Origin of the sequence: Rhodococcus sp. BP-261, assembly GCF_019835205.1 — a bacterium.
GTDB classification, from domain to species: domain Bacteria; phylum Actinomycetota; class Actinomycetes; order Mycobacteriales; family Mycobacteriaceae; genus Rhodococcoides; species Rhodococcoides kyotonensis_B.
The window spans coordinates 238,805-257,477 of record NZ_JABUCO010000001.1 but is presented as its reverse complement, the minus strand read 5'-3'; the positions used below and the strand labels follow the sequence as shown (position 1 = coordinate 257,477).

Here is an 18,673-nt window from a genome sequence, read left to right as displayed (position 1 = left end):
GTTGCCGACGTAGAGGCGATCCCACCGGAGCCTGCTCCGAGCCTGGTTCGCCCGTACATGCTGACCGCTGGACGCACCACGTCCGAGGTCTACCTGCCGCTGGAAGCCCCCGTGCACGTCGTGTCCCACACGGCGCCGAACCCGTGGCCCGCCAGCGACATTCGCTCTCGAATAGTCCAGCTGTGCATCGACGGTCCTTCGGTGGCAGAGATCTCGGCGCGGCTCGACATTCCACTCGGTGTCGCGCGAGTACTCGTCGGAGACCTGGTCGGCACGGGGACACTCCGCGTATCGATGACGCTCGGAGACGACGCAACCGCGGACCAACGCCGCGAACTGATCGGAAGGACCCTCCGTGGACTACGCGCACTCTGACGTCGGAGGCCGGGCGGCATCGACGAAAATCGTCGTTGCAGGCGGCTTCGGAGCGGGCAAGACGACGCTCGTCGGTGCGATCTCGGAAATCGTTCCGCTGCGTACCGAAGCGTTGATCACCGACGCCTCCGAGGGCATCGACGAACTCGACGACACCGCAACGAAATCCACGACGACGGTGGCCATGGACTTCGGCCGCATCACGCTGGCGGACGACCTGGTGTTGTACCTGTTCGGTACACCGGGGCAGCGACGTTTCTGGTTCATGTGGGACGACCTGGTGCGTGGTGCAATCGGCGCAATCGTCCTCATCGACACCCGGCGGCTCGACGACTGTTTCGCCGCCATCGATTACTTCGAAGCGAAGGGGTTGCCCTTCGTCGTCGCCGTCAACGAATTCGACAGTGCGCCGACGTATCCCGTCGACGACATTCGCGAGGCGCTCGCCGTCCCGCCGCACGTGCCCATCATCACCGTCGACGCCCGAGTCACCGAATCGGTCCGCCGCGCCCTGATCACCCTCACCGAGTACGCGCTCGATCGAGTGCACTCCGCCTCGTAAGGAGACACCGTCATGCATCACGCGCACGAGATGAACCACTTCTCGATGGGCCTGTGGCTGCTGTTCCTGGCCTACATCGTGTCCGTAGTGGGATGTGTTGTCGGACTGGCGTGTACGCGTCGATCGGCGGTGGCGTCGACCGAGCGTAGCCGCCTCGGATGGCTCGCCATGGCGGCCGTGTCGATCGGCGGCATCGGCATCTGGTTGATGCACTTCATCGCAATGCTCGGATTCTCGGTGTCCGGCAGCGTCATTCGGTACGACCTGTTCTGGACCGTGGTCTCGGCACTGCTTGCCATCGCTGCGACGATGGTCGGTCTCATCATCATCGGACGTCGCGTCAACATCTGGACGCTGCTCATCGGTGGCGTCATCATGGGTGTCGCCGTGAACGTCATGCACTACACCGGCATGAACGCGATTCGCATCCAGGGATCGGTGTCCTACGACACGACGCTGGTAGCGATCTCGGTGGTCATCGCCGTCGTCGCCGGCACGCTGTCGCTGTGGTTCACGCTCGTCCTGCAGAGGCCGCTGCTGCTGCTCGCGGCCGGAATCGCCATGGGCGTCGCCGTGGTGGGTATGCATTACACGGGCATGGCCGCCGTGCGCGTATCCGTCGACCCGGCCCTGCCGATCCCACAGGGCCTCGAGGTGTTCGGATTTCTGTTCCCGGTGTTCGTCGTCGGCCTGCTGGCCCTCGCCGCCCCGATCGCGGCGCTGCTCACCCTGTCGGACGACGACCTCGACGCCGCTGAAGCCGAGGCAACTCACCTTCCCGTTGCATAGCTACGTCAACAGGGCGCGGCCCAGATCGGTACCCGAACGCCAGGCGCTCTCCACGCGCGGCGCGCCGTTCGGGCACCACTGGTCGCCGGCGAATCCCGTTCGGCGACCATCGGATTCGATCAGCGCGAAGGATGCGTCGTGACTCGACTCGGGCTTACCGAAGCTCCAGCGGTGTACGTGCGTCCACGACGGCCGGTCGGTGTCGAGCAGTTCGACGAGTGCGGTGACGACGGGGTCTGCTGCCGTGTCGGGGTCGCCGAGATGTGCACGCGCGAACTCGGCCGTCGTGTGTGCGACGAGTACCGGAGCACCGTCACCCCGTCGCGCGCCGTCGTCGGCAAGAAACTCCACGATCGGGTGGTCGTTGACGAACGCCGCGTCCCGAAAGGGCAGTCTCAATTCGTCGAAGCCGACGACGACCGTCAGAACCGGCTGGTAGTCGACGGGTTCGGGAACCGTCGTGAGACGGGCAGCCTGCGGATCGGGCATCGCGAGAACGACGTCGCCGTCCGGGAGCCCCTCGACCGTGACGCTCTCGACAGGCACGTCGGCCAGCATGGAACGGACGAGCGAACGGAGCCCTCCCAGGGTACGCCATCGCGTCGGACCGGTGCTGGTCTCGGGGTCCGAGTCGGGGGCCAGAACACCGAACGTGTCGGTCCACGGCCGAGCGAGGCCTGCGGACTCCCAACGCGACACGAGTGCGGCGAATTCGGGATCACGCACCGTGAAGTATCCGGCACCGATGTCGACGCGTCGGCCGTGCAGTTCGGGTGATGCCATCCGGCCACCCACTGCGCGGCCGCGTTCGACGAGCCGAAAGGGAACCCCGGCGTCGCGGAGGACGGTGGCACAGGCAGCCCCGGCAATGCCCGCGCCGACGATCGTGACGGGTGCGTCGAAGCGCGTCATCGGCGTGACCGCCCGATCGACCATTCCACGGCCGCGTCGGCGTGGATCGCCGTCGTCGGGAACACCGGAACCGGGGAATCCTCGGAAGAGACGAGCAGCTCGATCTCCGTGCAGCCGAGGATGATTCCCTGGGCACCCTCCGCAACGAGCGACGAGATGACCCGTCGGTACACCTCCCTGGACGAGTCCGTGATGATCCCGCGGCACAGCTCCTCGTAGATGATGCGGTGGACGTCGGCGCGATCGTCGGACGACGGCACGACGACACCGAGCCCACTGTTCTCGAGACGCTCACGGTAGAACGACTGCTCCATCGTGAACGCGGTGCCCAGAAGGCCGACCGTGGTGACCTCGGTGCGCTTGACGGCGGCCGCGGTCGCGTCGGCGATGTGGAGGACGGGAATCGACACCGCGGCCTCGATGGCGTCGGCCACCTTGTGCATGGTGTTGGTGCACAGCACGACGATCTCGGCCCCGGCGTGCTGCAGATTGACGGCTTCCTCCGCGAGAAGGGTTGCCGCGGAATCCCAGTCGCCCGCAACCTGCAGCGCCTCGACCTCCGCGAAATCGAGCGAGTCCAGAATGCAGCGTGCCGAATGGATTCCGCCGAGGCGGTCCCGGACGCCTTCGTTGATCAGGCGGTAGTACAGGGCACTACTTTCCCAGCTCATTCCGCCGAGCAAACCTATGACACGAGGTCCTGAACGCATGGGGTCGACGGTAGTCGAAAGTCGAACCGTCCGGCGAACGAGTTTCGTCGTCGCCGTCGACCCCGTGCGATCACGCGTCGACAGCGACCTTCGACGCGGCGCTCAGGGTGGGGTAGTGGTGGGGCAGCCGCATCGACACCAGATCCTTGCGTCGGACGACGTTCGTCGGATACACGCTGTCGAGATTGGTGGTGTCGACGACGGCCGTTGCCGCGCCCCTTTCGGTCGTCACGACGCTCTCGCCACGCGGAAACGCGAAGGTGTCCGGACCGAAAACGCCGCTGTGCCCGTCGAATCCGCGGTCCGGATCGAATGCGTTCGCGAAGGCGAACCACACGTTGTTCTCACCCGCCCGCACCCGCATGTGGTGCCAGTGCAGAGGATCCGCATCGGTCAGGATTGCGCCCTGGTGCGGAATGGTGGTGCCGACGTGACCGCCGACCGGTGCGGACATCGCCGCGGGACAGACGACGATGTCGCATCCCCGAAGGGCGAGAACACGTCCGGCCTCGGGGAAGTGAACGTCGTTGCCCAGTAGGATTCCGACGCGTCCGGCAGGCAGGTCGAGCACGGCCCAGCTGTCGCCTGCGTCGAAGAACTCCGTGTCGGCCGGCGCGACATGGGTCTGACGATAGCTGCCCAGGATTCCGGACGGACCGACGACGACGGCGGTGTTGTAGAACGTCGCGTCGGCGAACTCTGCGAGGCCGACGACGACCGTCGTGGAGGTTCTCGCGGCCGCGTCGGCGATCCGTGCGAGGGAGGGCCCGTCGAGCGATTCCGCCACCGCGGACGCCGGACGATCCGTCGACAGCGGTCCGGTGATCGACAGCTCCGGAAAGACCAGCAGCTCACCGCCGTTCGCCTTCGACATCATGTTCTCGATGGCGGAGACGTTGGCTTCGACATCGGTGGTGGGCGTGGACTGCACGACCGTCACCGCGGTGCGAGCGCCGTCGGGCAACGTGCGGTGTCCGTAGAGGGAGAAGAAGTCCAGCGGGTTCCAGAGGAATGTGTTCGACTGCAGTTCGCGGTAGAGCTCCGGCCTGCGATCGCCCCACGGGTTCTGCTCTCGGGCGCGCGCCGGGTCGATCTGCGCGTACACGATGCCGTTTCCGGAGTCGATCGACGACGCGACGGTGCCGTCGGGCTCGATGATGCACGTCCCGCCGCTGAATTGCACGGTGCGCTCGAGGCCCCAGCGGTTGCTCTCGACAACGTAGCACCGGTTCTCGAAGGCGCGGCTGATCCAGTACGGAGCCGGTGTGCGTTCGGCGAGCCAGTTGCTGATGTGGCAGATCACGTCCGCACCGTCGAGAGCCACGACGCGCGCGGTCTCCACGAAGTGCATGTCCATGCAGATCAGCAGAGAGATCCGGCCTATGGGGGTATCGAACACCTGGTGGCCGAGATTGCCCGGTGCCGCCCACTTCGGTTCGGCGATGTACGAGTGCGTCTTTCGATGCTTGCCCACCACGCCCTCGGGACCGACAAGCACGGCGGCGTTGTAGAACAGGCCGGTGTCCGCGTCGACCTCTGGCATTCCGACGACGACATAGCAGCCGTGTTCGCTCGCTACGGCAGCGAACGCATCCGTCGTCGGGCCGGGGACGGTTTCGACGACGGTGGCTGCCTCGTCGTAGTCGTACAGGCAGTATCCGGTCGTCGCCATCTCCGGAGTGGTGATCAGCTTCGCGCCGTGCCGGGCGGCTTCGCCGACCAGCGCGAGAAGGTCCGCGACATTGCCGGACTTGTCGAACAGCGTCGGCTCGTACTGAATCGCTGCTGCTTCGTAAGGTGCTACGGAAGTCATCGTGTCGGTCCTATCGGTGCGTCGGGGTCGCGTCGGGCAAATCGGTGTGTTGTTCCGCAGCGGGCAGGGTGGTGGGTGTGTAGAAGCGTCCGCGGGTGGCGATCGTCAGCGGAATGTAGACGATCGGTCCGACGAACATCGCGATGAACGACGCGTAGTACGACGGGTATACGCCGAAGACGCCCAGAGCGCCGATGACGATTCCCAGCATCATCGCGGTGATTCCGCACGGATTCCAGGTGCGTACGAAGCCGTCGCGGAATTCGATGTTCGACGACGGTGCCAGCCCGAGCCACTTGCGACAGACGAAGTAGTCGGCGAGCAGGATGAAGATCCACGTGTTGGTCATGATGCCGGTGACGGCGAGGAACTTGTCGGTGTACTGCAGAACGTTGATGGGGTACAGAGCAATTCCGATGACGAGAAGCGCCACCATCCACCACTGACGTCCGAACTTGCGGGGCGACAACGCATCCCATGCATTGGAGAGCGCGAGCGATCCGGAGTAGAGGTTCATGACGTTGATGCGAACCTGGGTGACGATGGCGAAGACGACACCGAGCAGACCCATCACGACGGCGAAGTAGAGGCCGGGGTCGGTGGCGGACAGCTCGGGCGTCGCTGTGCCGTCGAAGTGACGCAGCATCGTGAAGCCGAGGAAGACACCGAGAATCATCACGACGACGATCATCAGCAGCTCCGACAGCATCAGACCTGCAGTGCCGCGGTAGGTGACCTCCTTCTTGACGAATCGGCCGTAGTCGGTCGCGATGAGTGCCTGGAAGACGATCTGGCCGTTGACGAGGCTCAGTGCCTGCCACATCGCGGTCGACGAGAAGCCGCCCGTCGCTTCCCATTCGCCGGGGCCCACGAGAACGTAACCGCTCGCGAGCATGTACATGCCGATCGCGAACAGAACGAGGAAGATCGGCATGCCGAACTTCTGCAGGACGTTCATCGAATGCATTCCGCGCCAGGAGAAGTACAGCGCGACGAGCGCGACGACAGCGAACACGACCGTCGCCCAGAACGAGTCTATGTCGATGCCCGCGAACTCGCTGAGGCCGTGTGAGACGATGCTGCCTTCGAAGATGAAATAGAAGACGTAGTTCACCGCGTAGACAAGCGAGGCAACCGCGGAGCCCTTCGTTCCGAATCCGAGACCGCGCGTCAGAAGCGGGAGCGAAAGCCCCTCCTGGCTGGCGATCCGCATGATCAGGCTTCCGATCAGGGTCGCACCGACGACCATGTAGGCGATCGGAACGAGGAACATCGGCCAACCGACGAGAAAGCCGATCTGGCCGCCGAGCGAGAACCAGAACATCGCGGTGACGTTGCCCGTCAACACCAGCAGAATTGCCGGCCTAGGCCAGCGCTGGCTCGCCGGTACGCGCGATGTCGCATAACTTTCGATCTGATCGTCGAGGCTGGTGGCCGGCCCCTCGAAATATTTCTTCATGTTCATGACGCGTGTCCAGTTCTTCTCGATCGACGCGGTGGCTCATGGGCCGTCCGCGGGTGCGCGGGGCGCCGTGGTCGGTGGGATGCGCAGCCAGCGGTGATGGTCGACACGATGCTGCGCTCCCAGAAGAATACTTCCTACAGACACTATTTTTCTAGGAACTATGTTAATTTCTCGAGACGGTCTTGGATTCGTACATTTCGGGCCGAAACACCTGTGGCCCCGCACCCTTGACGGGTACGAGGCCACAGTGCTGGTGAACTCAGAAGATCGTGCGATACAGCTCGGCGATCTCGTCGGCGGTCGGAACCACCGGGTTGTTTCCCGGCGAGCCCGACGCAAGGGCCTGCTCGGCCATCAAGGGGATCAGTTCGTCCCATCGCGCCTTGTCGATGCCGTACTTGCTCGGGGACGGAACCTCCACGTCCGCGCACAGCGTGTCGATGAACTCGATCAACTTCGACGACGCCACATCGTCGCTGTCGTGTTGATCGGCCGCACCCAGCTGGCGAGCGCAGTCGGCGTAGCGTCCGCGCGCACCCGGAATCGAGAACGCGGTGACCGCAGGAAGTAGCATCGCATTCGAAAGACCGTGTGCGACATGGAAGTGCGCACCGATCGGACGGCTCATGCCGTGCACGAGACACACGCTCGCGTTGGAGAACGCCATGCCTGCCTGCGTCGACGCGTGCATCATGTTCTCGCGTGCCTCACGATCCGAACCATCTCTGTACGCCCGCAACAGATACCGGCCGATCGTCTTCATCGCCGACAGGGCCAAACCGTCGGAAATCGGGTTCGCCTTCTTGCTGACGTACGCCTCGATGGCGTGAGTCAGCGCGTCGACGCCGGTATCGGCCGTCAATCGAGCAGGCATCGACATCGTCAGATCGGAGTCGACGATCGACGCGATCGGCAGGAACGACAAGCCGGGGCACAGCATCTTCTCGTCGGTCGAGACGTCGGTGATGATCGTGAACTGCGTTGCTTCCGAACCGCTTCCGGCCGTCGTCGGAATCGCGACGATGGGCAGCGCCGGACCCGTGTACACGCGCGGCGCCTTGAAATCACGCATCTCACCGCCCTGCTTCGTCAGCACGGCAAGGGCTTTCGCGGTGTCCATCGGGCTACCGCCGCCGAAACCGATGATGACGTCGGCGCCGTGCGCCTGTACCGCGTCGAGACCGGCCTGCAGCGATTCCGTGGTCGGATCGGGAACGGTTTCGGAGAACACCGCGCCCTGCTTCCCCGCGGCCTCGATGATCTTCAGCAGCCGATCGGCAGATCCATTGCTCACCATGAACGCATCGGTGACGAGCAGGGGGCGCTCGACGTCGAGATCGGACAGAACCGAACCCAACTCCTCGACTGCGCCCGAGCCGAGTTTCAGAAACCGCGGAAACGAAATGTTGGCAACCATGCACTACTCCTTAGGGCTACGCCTCGTGCGTGTTAGAACTACGCCTCGTGCGCGCGAATGTATAGCGGGCTATACATTCGCGCGCACGTGGGGGTGTCAGCTGTTTTCGGGGAATCCGAGGTTGATGCCGCCGTGGCTGGGGTCGAGCCAGCGGCTGGTGATGGCTTTGCCGCGGGTGAGAAAGTGGATGCCTTCAGTGCCGTGGGCGTGGGTGTCGCCGAAGAGGCTGTTCTTCCAGCCGCCGAAGCTGTAGTAGGCCATGGGGACGGGGATGGGGACGTTGATACCGACCATGCCGACCTCGACTTCGTTTTGGAACCTGCGTGCTGCGCCGCCGTCGTTGGTGAAGATGGCGGTGCCGTTGCCGTAGGGGTTGTCGTTGATCAGTTGGAGGGCTTCGTCGTAGCTGTCGACGCGGACGACGGACAGGACGGGTCCGAAGATTTCGTCGGTGTAGATGCTCATGTCGGTGGTGACGTTGTCGATCAGGGTCGGTCCGAGCCAGAATCCGTCCTTGCCGCCGTCGGGCTGGACTTGGCGGCCGTCGACGACGATGGTGGCGCCTGCTGCTTCGCCTGCGTCGACGTAGGAGGCGACTTTGTCGCGGTGGGCCTGCGTCACCAACGGGCCCATGTCGGAGTTCTTGGTGCCGTCGCCGGTGACGAGGGGGGTGGTGCGTTCGACGATTTTCGCGACGAGGTCGTCGGCGATGTCGCCGACGGCGACGAGTGCGGAGATGGCCATGCAGCGTTCGCCTGCGGAGCCGAAGCCGGCGTTGACCATGGCGTCGGCGGCGAGGTCGAGGTCGGCGTCGGGTAGGACGATGGCGTGGTTCTTCGCGCCACCCAAAGCTTGGACGCGTTTACCGTTCGCGGTGCCGACGCTGTACACGTATTGGGCGATGGGGGTGGAGCCGACGAAGGAGATCGCTTTGATCTTCTTGTTCTCGAGGAGTTCGTCGACGGCGAGCTTGTCGCCTTGGAGGACGTTGAACACGCCTGCGGGTAGGCCTGCTTCGGCCCAGAGGTTCGCGATCCAGATGGAGGCGGTGGGGTCTTTTTCCGACGGCTTGAGTACGACGGTGTTGCCGGCGGCGATGGCGACGGGGAAGAACCACATCGGGACCATGGCGGGGAAGTTGAAGGGGGAGATGATGCCGACGGGGCCGAGGGGTTGGCGGATGGAGTAGACGTCGACTTTGGTGGAGGCGTTCTCGGTGAACCCGCCCTTGAGTAGGTGGGGGATGCCGCAGGCGAATTCGACGACTTCCTGGCCGCGGGAGATTTCGCCCAATGCGTCGGAGAGTACTTTGCCGTGTTCGGCGGTGATGATTTCCGCCAACTCGCCCTTGCGTTCGTTCAAGAGTTCGCGGAATTTGAACAGGACCTGTACGCGCTTGGCGAGGGAGGTGTCGCGCCAGGCGGGGAACGCGGCTGCGGCGGCGTCGATGACGGTGCGGGCATCGTCCAGGTTGGCCAGTGCCAGTTGTCCGGTGACCTCGCCGGTAGCGGGGTTGGTGACCGGTGCGGTGTTACCGGAGGTGCCGGCGAATTCCTTGTTGTCCAGCCAGTGCGCGATAGTCGTCACAGATATTCCTTCGCTCGAGATGTGACACCAGTCTCGTAGGCATACATGCCCCTGTCAAAGGCCAATCGCGCACCTGTGCGTGCAAAAATGCACGCGCTGATACGCTGGCGAAATGTTCACCGCCGACCATCTCCGCTTCTTCCTCGAGGTGTCCCGTCACGGTCGCCTGAACGAGGCGTCGAAAGCGCTCGGTGTCGATCACACGACTGTCGGTCGTCGGATCACGAGTTTGGAAAAGCTTGCGGGACAACGGCTTTTCGATCGCACACCCAGTGGGTGGAGATTGACGGAGGCGGGGGACAGGCTGGTCGGCTACGCGGAGACGGTCGAATCGGCGTTGATCGCCGCGTTCGAGGATCAGACGTCGACGATGGGATCGCTCACGGGGTCGGTTCGTATTGCGGCTCCGGACGGGTTCGGCGCATTCGTCTTGACGCCCAATCTGACAAAGCTGCGGAGCCGTCACCCCGATCTCGACGTCGAGCTGGTGACCGCTACCGAGCACAACTCTCTGAACACGCGCGAGTTCGACGTCGCCATCACGCTGGAGCAGCCGTCGGCGCGGCTCGTCTCGTATCGCAAACTGGCCACGTACTCACTGCACCTGTACGCGACGAGGGACTACCTGGCGAGGACGGCCGCGATCTCGAAGATCGACGATCTGCGAGACCACACACTGATCTGGTACGTCGGGGCGCTGCTCGACGTGGCGCCGTTGCGCATCCTGGACTCGATCCTCGCGGACGGGCGTGCGCAGATTCAGACCAACAACATCACCGGGCACTGGCTCGCGGCCAAGAACAGCCTGGGCATCGCGCCGCTACCCAGTTACATCGGCGAGCCGGATGGTGCGCTCGAACGCGTTCTGCCGGAACAGTTCTCGATCGATCGCACGTACTGGGTCGCGGTTCCACGCGAGCTGACGTCGCTCGCAAGGGTCAAAGCCGTCGACGAACTCCTGACGTCGATCGTCGCGGATGCGCCCCATCTGCAATCCGGTCAGTGATCGGCAGGCGCGCGGTCGGCCGCCGCGTTGCGGTGCAGTGTCTCGAGCATGCCTTCGAGTAGTGCGCGGTCGGAGTCCGCGCCGAAGAGCTCGCGGTGCAGAGCTTCGACATCCGACGCCAACGCGTCGTACTTCTGTTGTCCGCGAGTGGTAGTGCGAATCAGCACCTGACGGCGGTCGACCGTGCCCGATCGCCGGTGGACGAGATTGTTCGCGACAAGGCGGTTCACGACCTTGGTCAGAGTCGGAGGCGGCAGCAGTGCGAACTCGGCCGTTTCGGCCATCGTGTGACCGTCGCCGTCGGACAGCAGGCAGAGAACGCGCCATTCCTCCAGGTCCAGATCTGCCGGTGCCAGCAGCGTGCGCATACGCTCGCCGACCAAGCGATCGACGGACGCGAGCAGTCGGTCCGTGCCCGGAGCACGATCTGGCCGTTCGGAAAGGCTCACGCGATCGCACTCCTATCATGAAGGGATTCTCCGCAGAGGAGTCTAGGCGACGGCAGGTGAACGGACGAATGAATGTGACGCGGGCACGCAGCGATGCGACGTTCACCGTCGGCATCGTGTTTCCCATGTCCGGATCGTTCGGTCTCGTCGGACCGTCGAGCGAATTGTCCGCGCAACTCGCACAGGAGGAGCTCAACGCCAACGACGGCGTGCTCGGAAGACGCGTCGAACTGGTGCCGATCGACGGGGGGCGCGACCCGGCCGTCGTCGCGGGAGAGATACGTAGGCTCGTCGACGTCGGAGCCCTCGACGCGGTCGCCGGGATGCATACATCCGCGGTGCGCCGTGCGCTGATTCCCATCACTGCCAACAGAATTCCGTACGTCTACACGTCGCTCTACGAGGGTGGGGATCGGTACCCCGGTCTGTTCGTCACCGGTGAAACACCATCGGCGCAGCTGATTCCGGCGTTGGACGTCATGGTCGACGACTTGGGCCGCAGGCGGTGGGCTGTGGTCGGCAACGACTACGTATGGCCCCGCAAGACGGCCGCCATCGTCACCGAGTACCTGCACTCGATCGGCGTGTCGGTGGTGTTCGGTGACTTCTCACCGATCGGCACCGTCGACTACGCCCAGACCGTATCCGGCATCGAGAGATCCGGGTGCGACGGCGTCGTCGTCCTGCTGCTGGGCGACGACGCCGTCGCGTTCCATCAGGCGTTCGCGTCCGCGGGACTGGACCGTCGGTGCGTCCGGCTCAGCCCACTGATGGACGAGAACATGCTGCTGGCGACCGGATCGGAAAACGCCCGCGAGTTGTACGTCTCCTCAGGCTATTTCGAGACGCTCGGCACGTCGGAGAGTCTCGACTTCTCCGGCCGATTCTCGTCCCGCTTCGGGGTCGACGCGCCGATAGTCGGTTCACTCGGTCAGTCGTGCTACGAGGGAATCACGATGTTGGGGGAGATGGTCGACCGCGCGGGGTCGGCCGAGGTGACGGCATTGGAGTCGATCGCCCAGAACTTCTCGTACGACGGCGCACGCGGTCATCTGAAGATGACCAACGGCCATGTCTCGCAACCGATCTACCTTGCCAAAGCGGGTGAGTTCGATTTCGACGTGCTGGTCGAGATCACTCCGAGGCGCGTGTCGTGACGGAAAACGTTCGATCCGTCTACGGTGGTGGGCATGACTGTAGAAGATTTCGGTGGGCGTCGAACGATTTCGGCGGAGGAGCTGTTGGTCGTGGTCGGTGACTACCAACTCGTCGGCGACGACGGCGAATCTCGCGGCCGCATCGAAGCCGTTGCGCAGGACGGTCTCGCCGTGGTCGTCACGGTCACCGAAGGAGACGACATCGTCGGCGTCGAGTTCGCACCGGATGAGCAGGTGACCATCGAACCGTACGACGGCGGCAAGGCTCCGGTCGTTCCCTGACCGTCGAACATGTTCGCGCGGTGGGCATTCGACGACGAACGACTTACAACGGTGTAACTTCCTGCACTTTCGTAACACTGGTCACATCGGTCACACTCGAGCTATCCTGTGGCTGACCTCCGTCGTCGGAAGGAAGGACGTGCTGTGCGAATCAGCCTGTCCCGCACGAAGATCGGTGTCTCCGCCGCGCTGTCCGCCGCAGCGGTTCTCGCCTCGGGTGGTGTCGCAAGCGCTGAACCGGCACCGCCCACCCCGGCGGATGCGCGCGCGATCATCGAATCGATCGCAGCACCTGCCACCCCTGCTCTGTACAACTCCGCGCAGGACAATTTGGTCAAGGGAAACTACGACGTCGGGTTCGCGGCACTGGACGCGCTGGCGCTGGCGGCGCCGCAGGATTCCAACGTGCCCGCCCTGCAGGCCTTCTACCGGAACGCCGCCAACGACCCGCGCGGCCGGGACGCAGCGTTGGAACGGCTCGGTGGCCTGGACCCCGAACTGCATGCCGCAGTCGAGCGTGCGATCGACATCATCGCCACTTCGGCGGAAGCTCCCGTCGAGTGGGCGCCCGTCTACGACGGTGCACGAACCGCGATCGTCGTGCTCGGCTTCGGACTGGCGGATGACGGCTCGATGCGCGACGAACTGATCGACAGGTTGACCGGTGCTGCTGCCGCGGCGACGGCGTCACCCACGTCACCGGTCGTCGTCACGGGTGGAAATCCCCGGAACGGCGTGGCGGAGGGGGATGCCATGCGTACCTGGCTGATCGACAACGGAGTTGCGGCAGAACGGATCCACGTCGAGAACCGTGCGAACTCGACACCCCAGAATGCGGTGCTGACGCAACCTCTGCTGCGGGACATCGGAGCGCAGAGCGTTGTACTGGCCACCTCGGCGAACCATGTCCGACGGTCGATATCCGACTTCGCCATCGCCGGATCGAACGTGATCGGCGCAGTGAGTCTCGACCCCGAGTCGATTCCCGAGGTCCCCGCGCTGGGTCTCGATTCTCGGCTCGGGCTGACAGTCGACGCGACGAAGGTCGTCGGAATCCCGCGCGTGTACGAGTGAGTCAGACTGCAGGCGGGGGCGCCGCGGCGTCGAGTCGCTTCCGGGCGCGCCGACGTCGACCACGCACGATGACGAACACCAACAGTGCGAACAGCACGGCGGCGACGACGGCGCCCACTGCGGTGGCGCCTCGGAAGCCCGGCGCACCGGTGTTCATGTTCTGAGCGGCGGCCAGCGCCGCGTTGCCGTTGCCCGCGACGATCGACAACGTCATCAGATTGGGCACGGCGACGACGACCGCGAGTAGCGCCGCGACGATCGCGGTGACCTTGCCGCCACGGCGCCCCCGCACCGACCAGGCCACGAAGAACAGCAGCAGCGGAACGAGAGTGCACACGAGGCCGAAGACGAGACCCCACAGAATGCCCTTGCCGAAGGACTGATCCGCGAGCTGCGACATGCGGATGCCCCACCACCGCGGCACGAACGCTGCGAGGGCGAAGTACGCGATGATCAGCGCCACCACTCCGATGGCGATCATGATGGCCTTGTTGACCCAGCCGGGCCTGCGGGATGTCGTGCTGTCGGGGGACGTGCCGTCGACGGTCATGACCACGATCCTAGCTTCGGTATTTCGGTGACAGTCGCCACATGTGACGGCCCCCTCATCTGCGTTCTTTTGTCTGTGTCCGTCGGTAACAATCAAGATCGGTTCAAGCCCGTACGCGGGTGTTTCTGCGATCTCAGGGGGTACATCATGACGCTGTTCTTGATGGGAGCGGTCGGCTTCGTCGGTTTGGCCATGGCCATGCTCGGTTCGGGTCGAGACTTGAATTTCGACAACCGGCAGATGACGGCCGCCTACCGGTCGCGCTGGACCTGATTCCCCAGCCGTGACGGGGCCGATCGGGCGGGCGCCGCGCGCCCGATCGGTCCATCGGACGAGTTCGCTATGTTCGAGCGTATGAACAAGCGGCACAATCGATCGCGTGCCACCGGCCTACTGCTGGGATACGCACTCGACCGAGCACTCGGCGATCCCCGTCGGTTTCACCCGGTCGCCGGTTTCGGTCGATGCGCCGCGGGGCTCGAGCGGTGGATCTACCGAGACAGCCGAGTTGCCGGCGTCGTGCACACGTCTGTTCTCGTCGGTGGCTGCGTCGGCCTCGGGGCCGCGGCGACCGAGACAGCCCGACGATGGGGCGCGGTCGGAGAGATCACTCTCGTGGCAGCCTCGACGTGGGCTGCACTCGGTGGAACGTCGCTCGCGCGGACGGGAACTCGGATGGCCCGGAGCCTCGACGACGGTGACGTCGCCGCCGCGCGCGCTCTGCTGCCGTCGCTCTGTGGTCGCGACCCGAGCGTGCTCGACGAGGCGGGTCTGGCGCGGGCGTCGGTGGAGTCGGTCGCGGAGAACACCTCGGACGCCACCGTCGGCGTGCTGTTCTGGGGTGCAACCGCAGGCGTGCCCGGCATTCTCGGCTATCGCGCCGTCAATACCCTGGACGCGATGATCGGGTACAGGTCGCCGAGGTACCGACGTTTCGGCTGGTTCGCGGCGAGACTCGACGATGGCGTCAACCTCGCACCCGCCCGGCTGACCGGTGCGCTGACCGTTCTCCTGTCGCCCGCCGTCGGTGGTCGGGCGCCCGACGCGATCCGCGCCTGGCGTCACGACGCGTCTCGCCATCCGAGCCCGAATGCGGGCGTCGCCGAAGCAACAGCGGCAGGGGCGCTCGGTGTCCGCCTCGGTGGGCGCACGGAATACGCCCACGGCGTCGAGATCCGCGCGACGCTGGGAACGGGCCGGGAGCCGACGGCGTCGGACATCGGACGGGCGGCGCGCTTGTCGACGCTCGTGCAGGGTGCCGCAACCCTCGCGTCAGCGGTTCTTGCCGTAGCGGTCGGCCAGACGCACGTCGTTCGCCGTGCGCTCGGCTGACCGTTCCTTCTCCTTCTTCGCGGCGCGACGTTCCTTGCGGGTCGGCAGCGTGAATTCCGGTTCGACAGCCGCCGACTCGGGCTCTGCGGCGACCGGCTCGGAGGCGCGGTCGACGGTATCGGGCTCGGTCGGGGTGGGCGGCGTGTCGCCGACGATGTCCTGACCCTTCGCCTTTCGGCGCTCTCGCCATTCCGCTCGCACGAAATACGCGAGCCCGAGCGGTGCCATGATGCCGAACGCGAGCCACTGCAGTCCGTACGAGAGGTACGGACCCGCGTCGGTCTGCGGAAGGTCGATGAGACCGAGCCCGCCGGGCTGTCCGTCGTCGAGCTGCAGGTAGCCGTCGACCGGTGAGAGACCGACGGCCTCACCGATCTGGCCCGGAGCGATGTTGTACACCTGCAGGTGCCCGGCCTCGTCGATCGGTTGTCGTGAACTGCCTTCCGACACCCGAAGCCGTGCGTCGAGAGTGATCGGCCCGGTCGGCGCAGGTTCGATGGCCGGGGGAGCGGTGCCCTGGACGGGCAGCACGTACCCGCGATTCACCAGTACGACGGGTCCGTCCTGGAGCTGGAACGGCGTGACGACCTCGTACGCGGGCTGGTCTCGGATGACCCGAAGCCGGACGAGCACGTCCTTGTCGGGAATGTACGACCCCTCGGCGACGACGCGTCGCCACTCGTCGTCCGGCGCGAACCCGTCGGCATTCAGGACCTGCGAGATCGGCACGGGATCGGCGTTCACCGACTGCTCGATCAGGTCGTTGCGGTGTGAGGTCGAGGTGTTCTTGCCGAGCTGCCAGGGCGCGAGCACGTAGAAGCACAGGAAGGCGAACGCCACGACGACGACCGCCAGCGCCAACCAGCCCGGTCGCAGCAGGAATTTCAGCCTTCGCACACCACTACCGTAGCGGCTGGTCCGACGTGATCTACGACGCCTCGTCGGAGACGCGTTCGCCGGCCCAACTCACGAGACCGGGCATCGCTGCTTCGATCTGCTCGCGAACCTCCGTGAACGCGCTGTCCGACGAGTAGTACGGGTCGGCGACGGACTCCGAGTCGGCGTGGTCGTCGAACGACCGCAGCAGTGCGATGCGGTCCGCGGGCGCGCCCAACTGCAGGAGTTGTCGTGCATGTCCCGAGTCGAGTGCGACGAGGAGGTCGGCCGCGAGATGGCCGTCGTCGACCTGAGCTGCCACATGGTCGGCGTCGTATCCGTGCGCCTCGAGCTCGGCGACGGCACGCGGATCGGCGCCCTCGCCTTCGTGCCAGCCGTCGATGCCTGCACTCGAGACCCGAACGCTCTGCTCGAGACCTGCTTCGAGCAGGAACAGGGCGGAGATCTTCTCGGCCATCGGGGAGCGGCAGATGTTGCCGGTGCAGACGAAGGCGATGTGCACGTCGGGCTTACGCAACGGTGTTGTCACCGAGCACCTTCGTCAGCTCGTCCATCGTCGTCACGGTGAACGCGGCATCGTCGTTCTCGCCGTCGATGCCGTATCCCCAGTCGACGTAGACTGCGGGGATTCCGAATCGAGCGGCACCGTGCACGTCGTGGTCACGGTCGCCGACCATGATCACACCCGGCGTTCCGCCGTCGGCGATCTCCTTCGGGATCAGACCGAGATTGCGGAGCGAGTGCGCGATGACGTCGGGCTTCGCGCGTCGGACGCCGTCGCTGCTCGCGCCGCCGATGAACTCGAAGTACTTCGACAGACCGAAGTGGTCGAGGATCCGGTGCGCGAATCGCTCGGACTTCGACGTCGCGACACCCAGCCGAATGCCACGCGCCTGCAGCTCCGCCAGAACCGGCTCGATGCCGTCGAACACCGAGTTCTCGGCCCAGCCCTGGGCGTCGTACCGCTCGAAGTACGCGGCGAGCGCGCGCTGAGCCACGTCCTCGGCAAGGCCCATCGTGCGGAACGAGTCGATGAGGGGCGGTCCGATCACCAGTGCCAGTTGCTTCTCGGTCGGCTCGGGTGCTCCGACGGACGCCAGAGCGTGGCGGAAGCCGGCGAGAATGCCGGGCGCCGAGTCGGTCAGCGTTCCGTCCAGGTCGAACAGCACGACAGAGGCCTGCACGTTCGTCGATTCCAGGGGCTTTGTCATGACAAAACCATATCGGTGAGGCCGCCGACTACGCTCACTGGCAACGAAAGGACCGCTCGAAGTGCTCTCACGATCGCTGCTGCGCCATCACGGCGACGCCGAAGTCGGCGACGGTCTCGTCGATTTCGCGGTCAACGTCCAAGGCGTGGCCCCGCCGCTGTGGCTTCGCGACCGCCTGGCCGACAAACTCGGCGAACTCGGCGCGTATCCGTCCGCGGCGGCGGACCTGCGCGCGCGGGAGACGGTTGCCCGCAGGCACGGCCGCAGTCCCGACGAGGTGCTGTTGCTCGCCGGAGGCGCCGAAGGCTTCGCGATGCTGCCGAGGCTGCAGCCACGCTCGGCGGCCGTCGTGCATCCGTCGTTCACCGAACCCGAACTTGCGCTGCGCGAGGCCGACATCGACGTCGTGCAGGTCGTCCTGCCGCCGCCGTACGTGCTCGATCCGGCGTTGGTGCCGGCGTCGGCCGACATGGTCGTCGTCGGCAACCCGACCAATCCGACGTCCGTGTTGCATCGACGGGAGACCGTCCTCGCCCTGCGGCGCCCCGGGAGAATCGTCGTCGTCGACGAAGCGTTCGCCGACGCGGTTCCGGGTGAGTCCCAGTCGCTGGCGGGTGACGCACTGCCGGACGTGCTGGTGTTGCGCAGTTTGACCAAGACCTGGGCGCTCGCGGGCCTGCGGTGTGGCTACGTTCTCGGCCCGCCGGACTTGTTGGCGTCGCTGGCGCACGGTCGCGCGCACTGGCCGGTCGGCACCCTGCAGCTCGAAGCCATCACCGCATGCAGCGAACCGGCCGCGGTCGATCTGGCGGCGACGCAGGCGTCGCGCATCGCCGAGAATCGGGACGCGATGATCGCTCGATTGGCCGGTCTGGGCGTCGGCGTGCACACGCCGGCGCATGCCCCGTTCCTGCTGGTCCAGGTGCCGTCGGCTGCCGACGTCCGCGAGCGGCTGCGCGCCGAGGGGGTGGCTGTGCGCCGATGCGACACGTTCCCCGGACTGCCGCCGCACCACCTGCGCGTCGCCGTCCGTGGTCCCGAGCACGTCGACGTCCTCGTCGACGCACTGAGACGCGTTCTGTAGA

21 protein-coding genes are annotated in these 18,673 nt (G+C 65.4%); 10 read left to right on the top strand and 11 right to left on the bottom strand.

The genetic code is table 11. The features are described from left to right. The first annotated feature begins 57 nt into the window (after positions 1–57). Genes HQ354_RS01180 through HQ354_RS01170 form a run of 3 tightly spaced genes read left to right on the top strand, consistent with a single transcriptional unit; the run spans position 58 to position 1,726 of the window. On the top strand, positions 58–375 hold the full coding sequence (locus HQ354_RS01180; protein ID WP_068420924.1) for a DUF742 domain-containing protein: 318 nt from the start codon (positions 58–60) through the stop codon (positions 373–375). Then, complete coding sequence (locus HQ354_RS01175) at positions 356–937, top strand: ATP/GTP-binding protein (protein WP_068420516.1); 582 nt, start codon at positions 356–358, stop codon at positions 935–937. Before HQ354_RS01180 ends, HQ354_RS01175 begins: the two co-directional genes overlap by 20 nt. A gap of 12 nt (positions 938–949) precedes the next feature. Then, complete coding sequence (locus HQ354_RS01170; RefSeq protein ID WP_068420519.1) at positions 950–1,726, top strand: MHYT domain-containing protein; 777 nt, start codon at positions 950–952, stop codon at positions 1,724–1,726. Here the strand turns inward: HQ354_RS01170 and HQ354_RS01165 are convergent, their stop codons facing one another. From HQ354_RS01165 to HQ354_RS01140, 6 genes are all read right to left on the bottom strand, one after another. Continuing rightward, entirely contained in the window at positions 1,727–2,638 is a 912-nt protein-coding gene (locus HQ354_RS01165) for an NAD(P)/FAD-dependent oxidoreductase (protein WP_068420925.1), read from the bottom strand. After that, positions 2,635–3,348, bottom strand: coding sequence for an aspartate/glutamate racemase family protein (locus tag HQ354_RS01160; protein WP_068420521.1), 714 nt, complete (start codon positions 3,346–3,348; stop codon positions 2,635–2,637). Before HQ354_RS01160 ends, HQ354_RS01165 begins: the two co-directional genes overlap by 4 nt. Positions 3,349–3,418: 70 nt before the next feature. After that, positions 3,419–5,161 carry a nitrilase-related carbon-nitrogen hydrolase gene (locus HQ354_RS01155; protein ID WP_068420524.1) on the bottom strand — a complete coding sequence of 581 codons (1,743 nt, stop codon included), beginning with the start codon at positions 5,159–5,161 and terminating at the stop codon, positions 3,419–3,421. Between the two features lie 10 nt (positions 5,162–5,171). Further along, positions 5,172–6,626, bottom strand: a complete 1,455-nt coding sequence (locus tag HQ354_RS01150) for a cytosine permease (protein ID WP_068420525.1) — start codon at positions 6,624–6,626, stop codon at positions 5,172–5,174. Between the two features lie 259 nt (positions 6,627–6,885). After that, entirely contained in the window at positions 6,886–8,043 is a 1,158-nt protein-coding gene (locus HQ354_RS01145; protein ID WP_068420527.1) for an iron-containing alcohol dehydrogenase, read from the bottom strand. A gap of 96 nt (positions 8,044–8,139) precedes the next feature. Continuing rightward, positions 8,140–9,630 carry a CoA-acylating methylmalonate-semialdehyde dehydrogenase gene (locus HQ354_RS01140; RefSeq protein ID WP_157105188.1) on the bottom strand — a complete coding sequence of 497 codons (1,491 nt, stop codon included), beginning with the start codon at positions 9,628–9,630 and terminating at the stop codon, positions 8,140–8,142. A 112-nt stretch (positions 9,631–9,742) separates the two neighbouring features. Between HQ354_RS01140 and HQ354_RS01135 the strand changes: the two genes are divergently transcribed. Beyond that, the gene (locus tag HQ354_RS01135; protein ID WP_068420530.1) at positions 9,743–10,636 is read left to right on the top strand and encodes a LysR family transcriptional regulator; all 894 of its coding nucleotides are present in this window, start codon (positions 9,743–9,745) and stop codon (positions 10,634–10,636) included. Here HQ354_RS01135 and HQ354_RS01130 read toward each other — a convergent pair. Continuing rightward, the gene (locus HQ354_RS01130; RefSeq protein ID WP_068420531.1) at positions 10,630–11,085 is read right to left on the bottom strand and encodes a MarR family winged helix-turn-helix transcriptional regulator; all 456 of its coding nucleotides are present in this window, start codon (positions 11,083–11,085) and stop codon (positions 10,630–10,632) included. The two genes, HQ354_RS01135 and HQ354_RS01130, sit on opposite strands and share 7 nt — an antisense overlap. 68 nt (positions 11,086–11,153) lie before the next feature. Here HQ354_RS01130 and HQ354_RS01125 point away from each other — a divergent pair, with 68 nt between their 5' ends. From HQ354_RS01125 to HQ354_RS01115, 3 genes are all read left to right on the top strand, one after another. Next, a complete protein-coding gene (locus HQ354_RS01125; protein ID WP_068420534.1) occupies positions 11,154–12,242 on the top strand; it encodes a substrate-binding domain-containing protein in 1,089 nt (362 codons plus the stop codon). A 33-nt stretch (positions 12,243–12,275) separates the two neighbouring features. Then, on the top strand, positions 12,276–12,524 hold the full coding sequence (locus HQ354_RS01120; protein WP_114330520.1) for a hypothetical protein: 249 nt from the start codon (positions 12,276–12,278) through the stop codon (positions 12,522–12,524). A 144-nt stretch (positions 12,525–12,668) separates the two neighbouring features. Further along, on the top strand, positions 12,669–13,598 hold the full coding sequence (locus HQ354_RS01115; RefSeq protein ID WP_157105189.1) for a YdcF family protein: 930 nt from the start codon (positions 12,669–12,671) through the stop codon (positions 13,596–13,598). Position 13,599: 1 nt separating this feature from the next. Here the strand turns inward: HQ354_RS01115 and HQ354_RS01110 are convergent, their stop codons facing one another. Next, complete coding sequence (locus tag HQ354_RS01110; RefSeq protein WP_068420538.1) at positions 13,600–14,148, bottom strand: permease; 549 nt, start codon at positions 14,146–14,148, stop codon at positions 13,600–13,602. A gap of 147 nt (positions 14,149–14,295) precedes the next feature. Between HQ354_RS01110 and HQ354_RS25440 the strand changes: the two genes are divergently transcribed. Both HQ354_RS25440 and HQ354_RS01105 read left to right on the top strand, forming a co-directional pair. Then, a complete protein-coding gene (locus HQ354_RS25440; protein ID WP_261768632.1) occupies positions 14,296–14,421 on the top strand; it encodes a hypothetical protein in 126 nt (41 codons plus the stop codon). Positions 14,422–14,502: 81 nt separating this feature from the next. Next, positions 14,503–15,480: a cobalamin biosynthesis protein gene (locus HQ354_RS01105; RefSeq protein ID WP_222634022.1), complete on the top strand. Its 978-nt coding sequence runs from the start codon at positions 14,503–14,505 to the stop codon at positions 15,478–15,480. On the opposite strand, the gene HQ354_RS01100 is transcribed toward HQ354_RS01105, so the two are convergent. Genes HQ354_RS01100 through HQ354_RS01090 form a run of 3 tightly spaced genes read right to left on the bottom strand, consistent with a single transcriptional unit; the run spans position 15,421 to position 17,588 of the window. After that, complete coding sequence (locus HQ354_RS01100; protein WP_222634021.1) at positions 15,421–16,377, bottom strand: SURF1 family protein; 957 nt, start codon at positions 16,375–16,377, stop codon at positions 15,421–15,423. The genes HQ354_RS01105 and HQ354_RS01100 overlap by 60 nt on opposite strands. A gap of 31 nt (positions 16,378–16,408) precedes the next feature. After that, positions 16,409–16,906, bottom strand: coding sequence for a low molecular weight protein-tyrosine-phosphatase (locus HQ354_RS01095; RefSeq protein ID WP_308115161.1), 498 nt, complete (start codon positions 16,904–16,906; stop codon positions 16,409–16,411). Next, the gene (locus HQ354_RS01090; protein ID WP_222634020.1) at positions 16,887–17,588 is read right to left on the bottom strand and encodes an HAD-IA family hydrolase; all 702 of its coding nucleotides are present in this window, start codon (positions 17,586–17,588) and stop codon (positions 16,887–16,889) included. The genes HQ354_RS01095 and HQ354_RS01090 overlap by 20 nt, the downstream gene beginning before the upstream one ends. Before the next feature lie 61 nt (positions 17,589–17,649). Between HQ354_RS01090 and cobC the strand changes: the two genes are divergently transcribed. Next, positions 17,650–18,672, top strand: coding sequence for an Rv2231c family pyridoxal phosphate-dependent protein CobC (gene cobC / locus HQ354_RS01085; RefSeq protein ID WP_222634019.1), 1,023 nt, complete (start codon positions 17,650–17,652; stop codon positions 18,670–18,672). The last annotated feature ends 1 nt before the right edge of the window (position 18,673 follow it).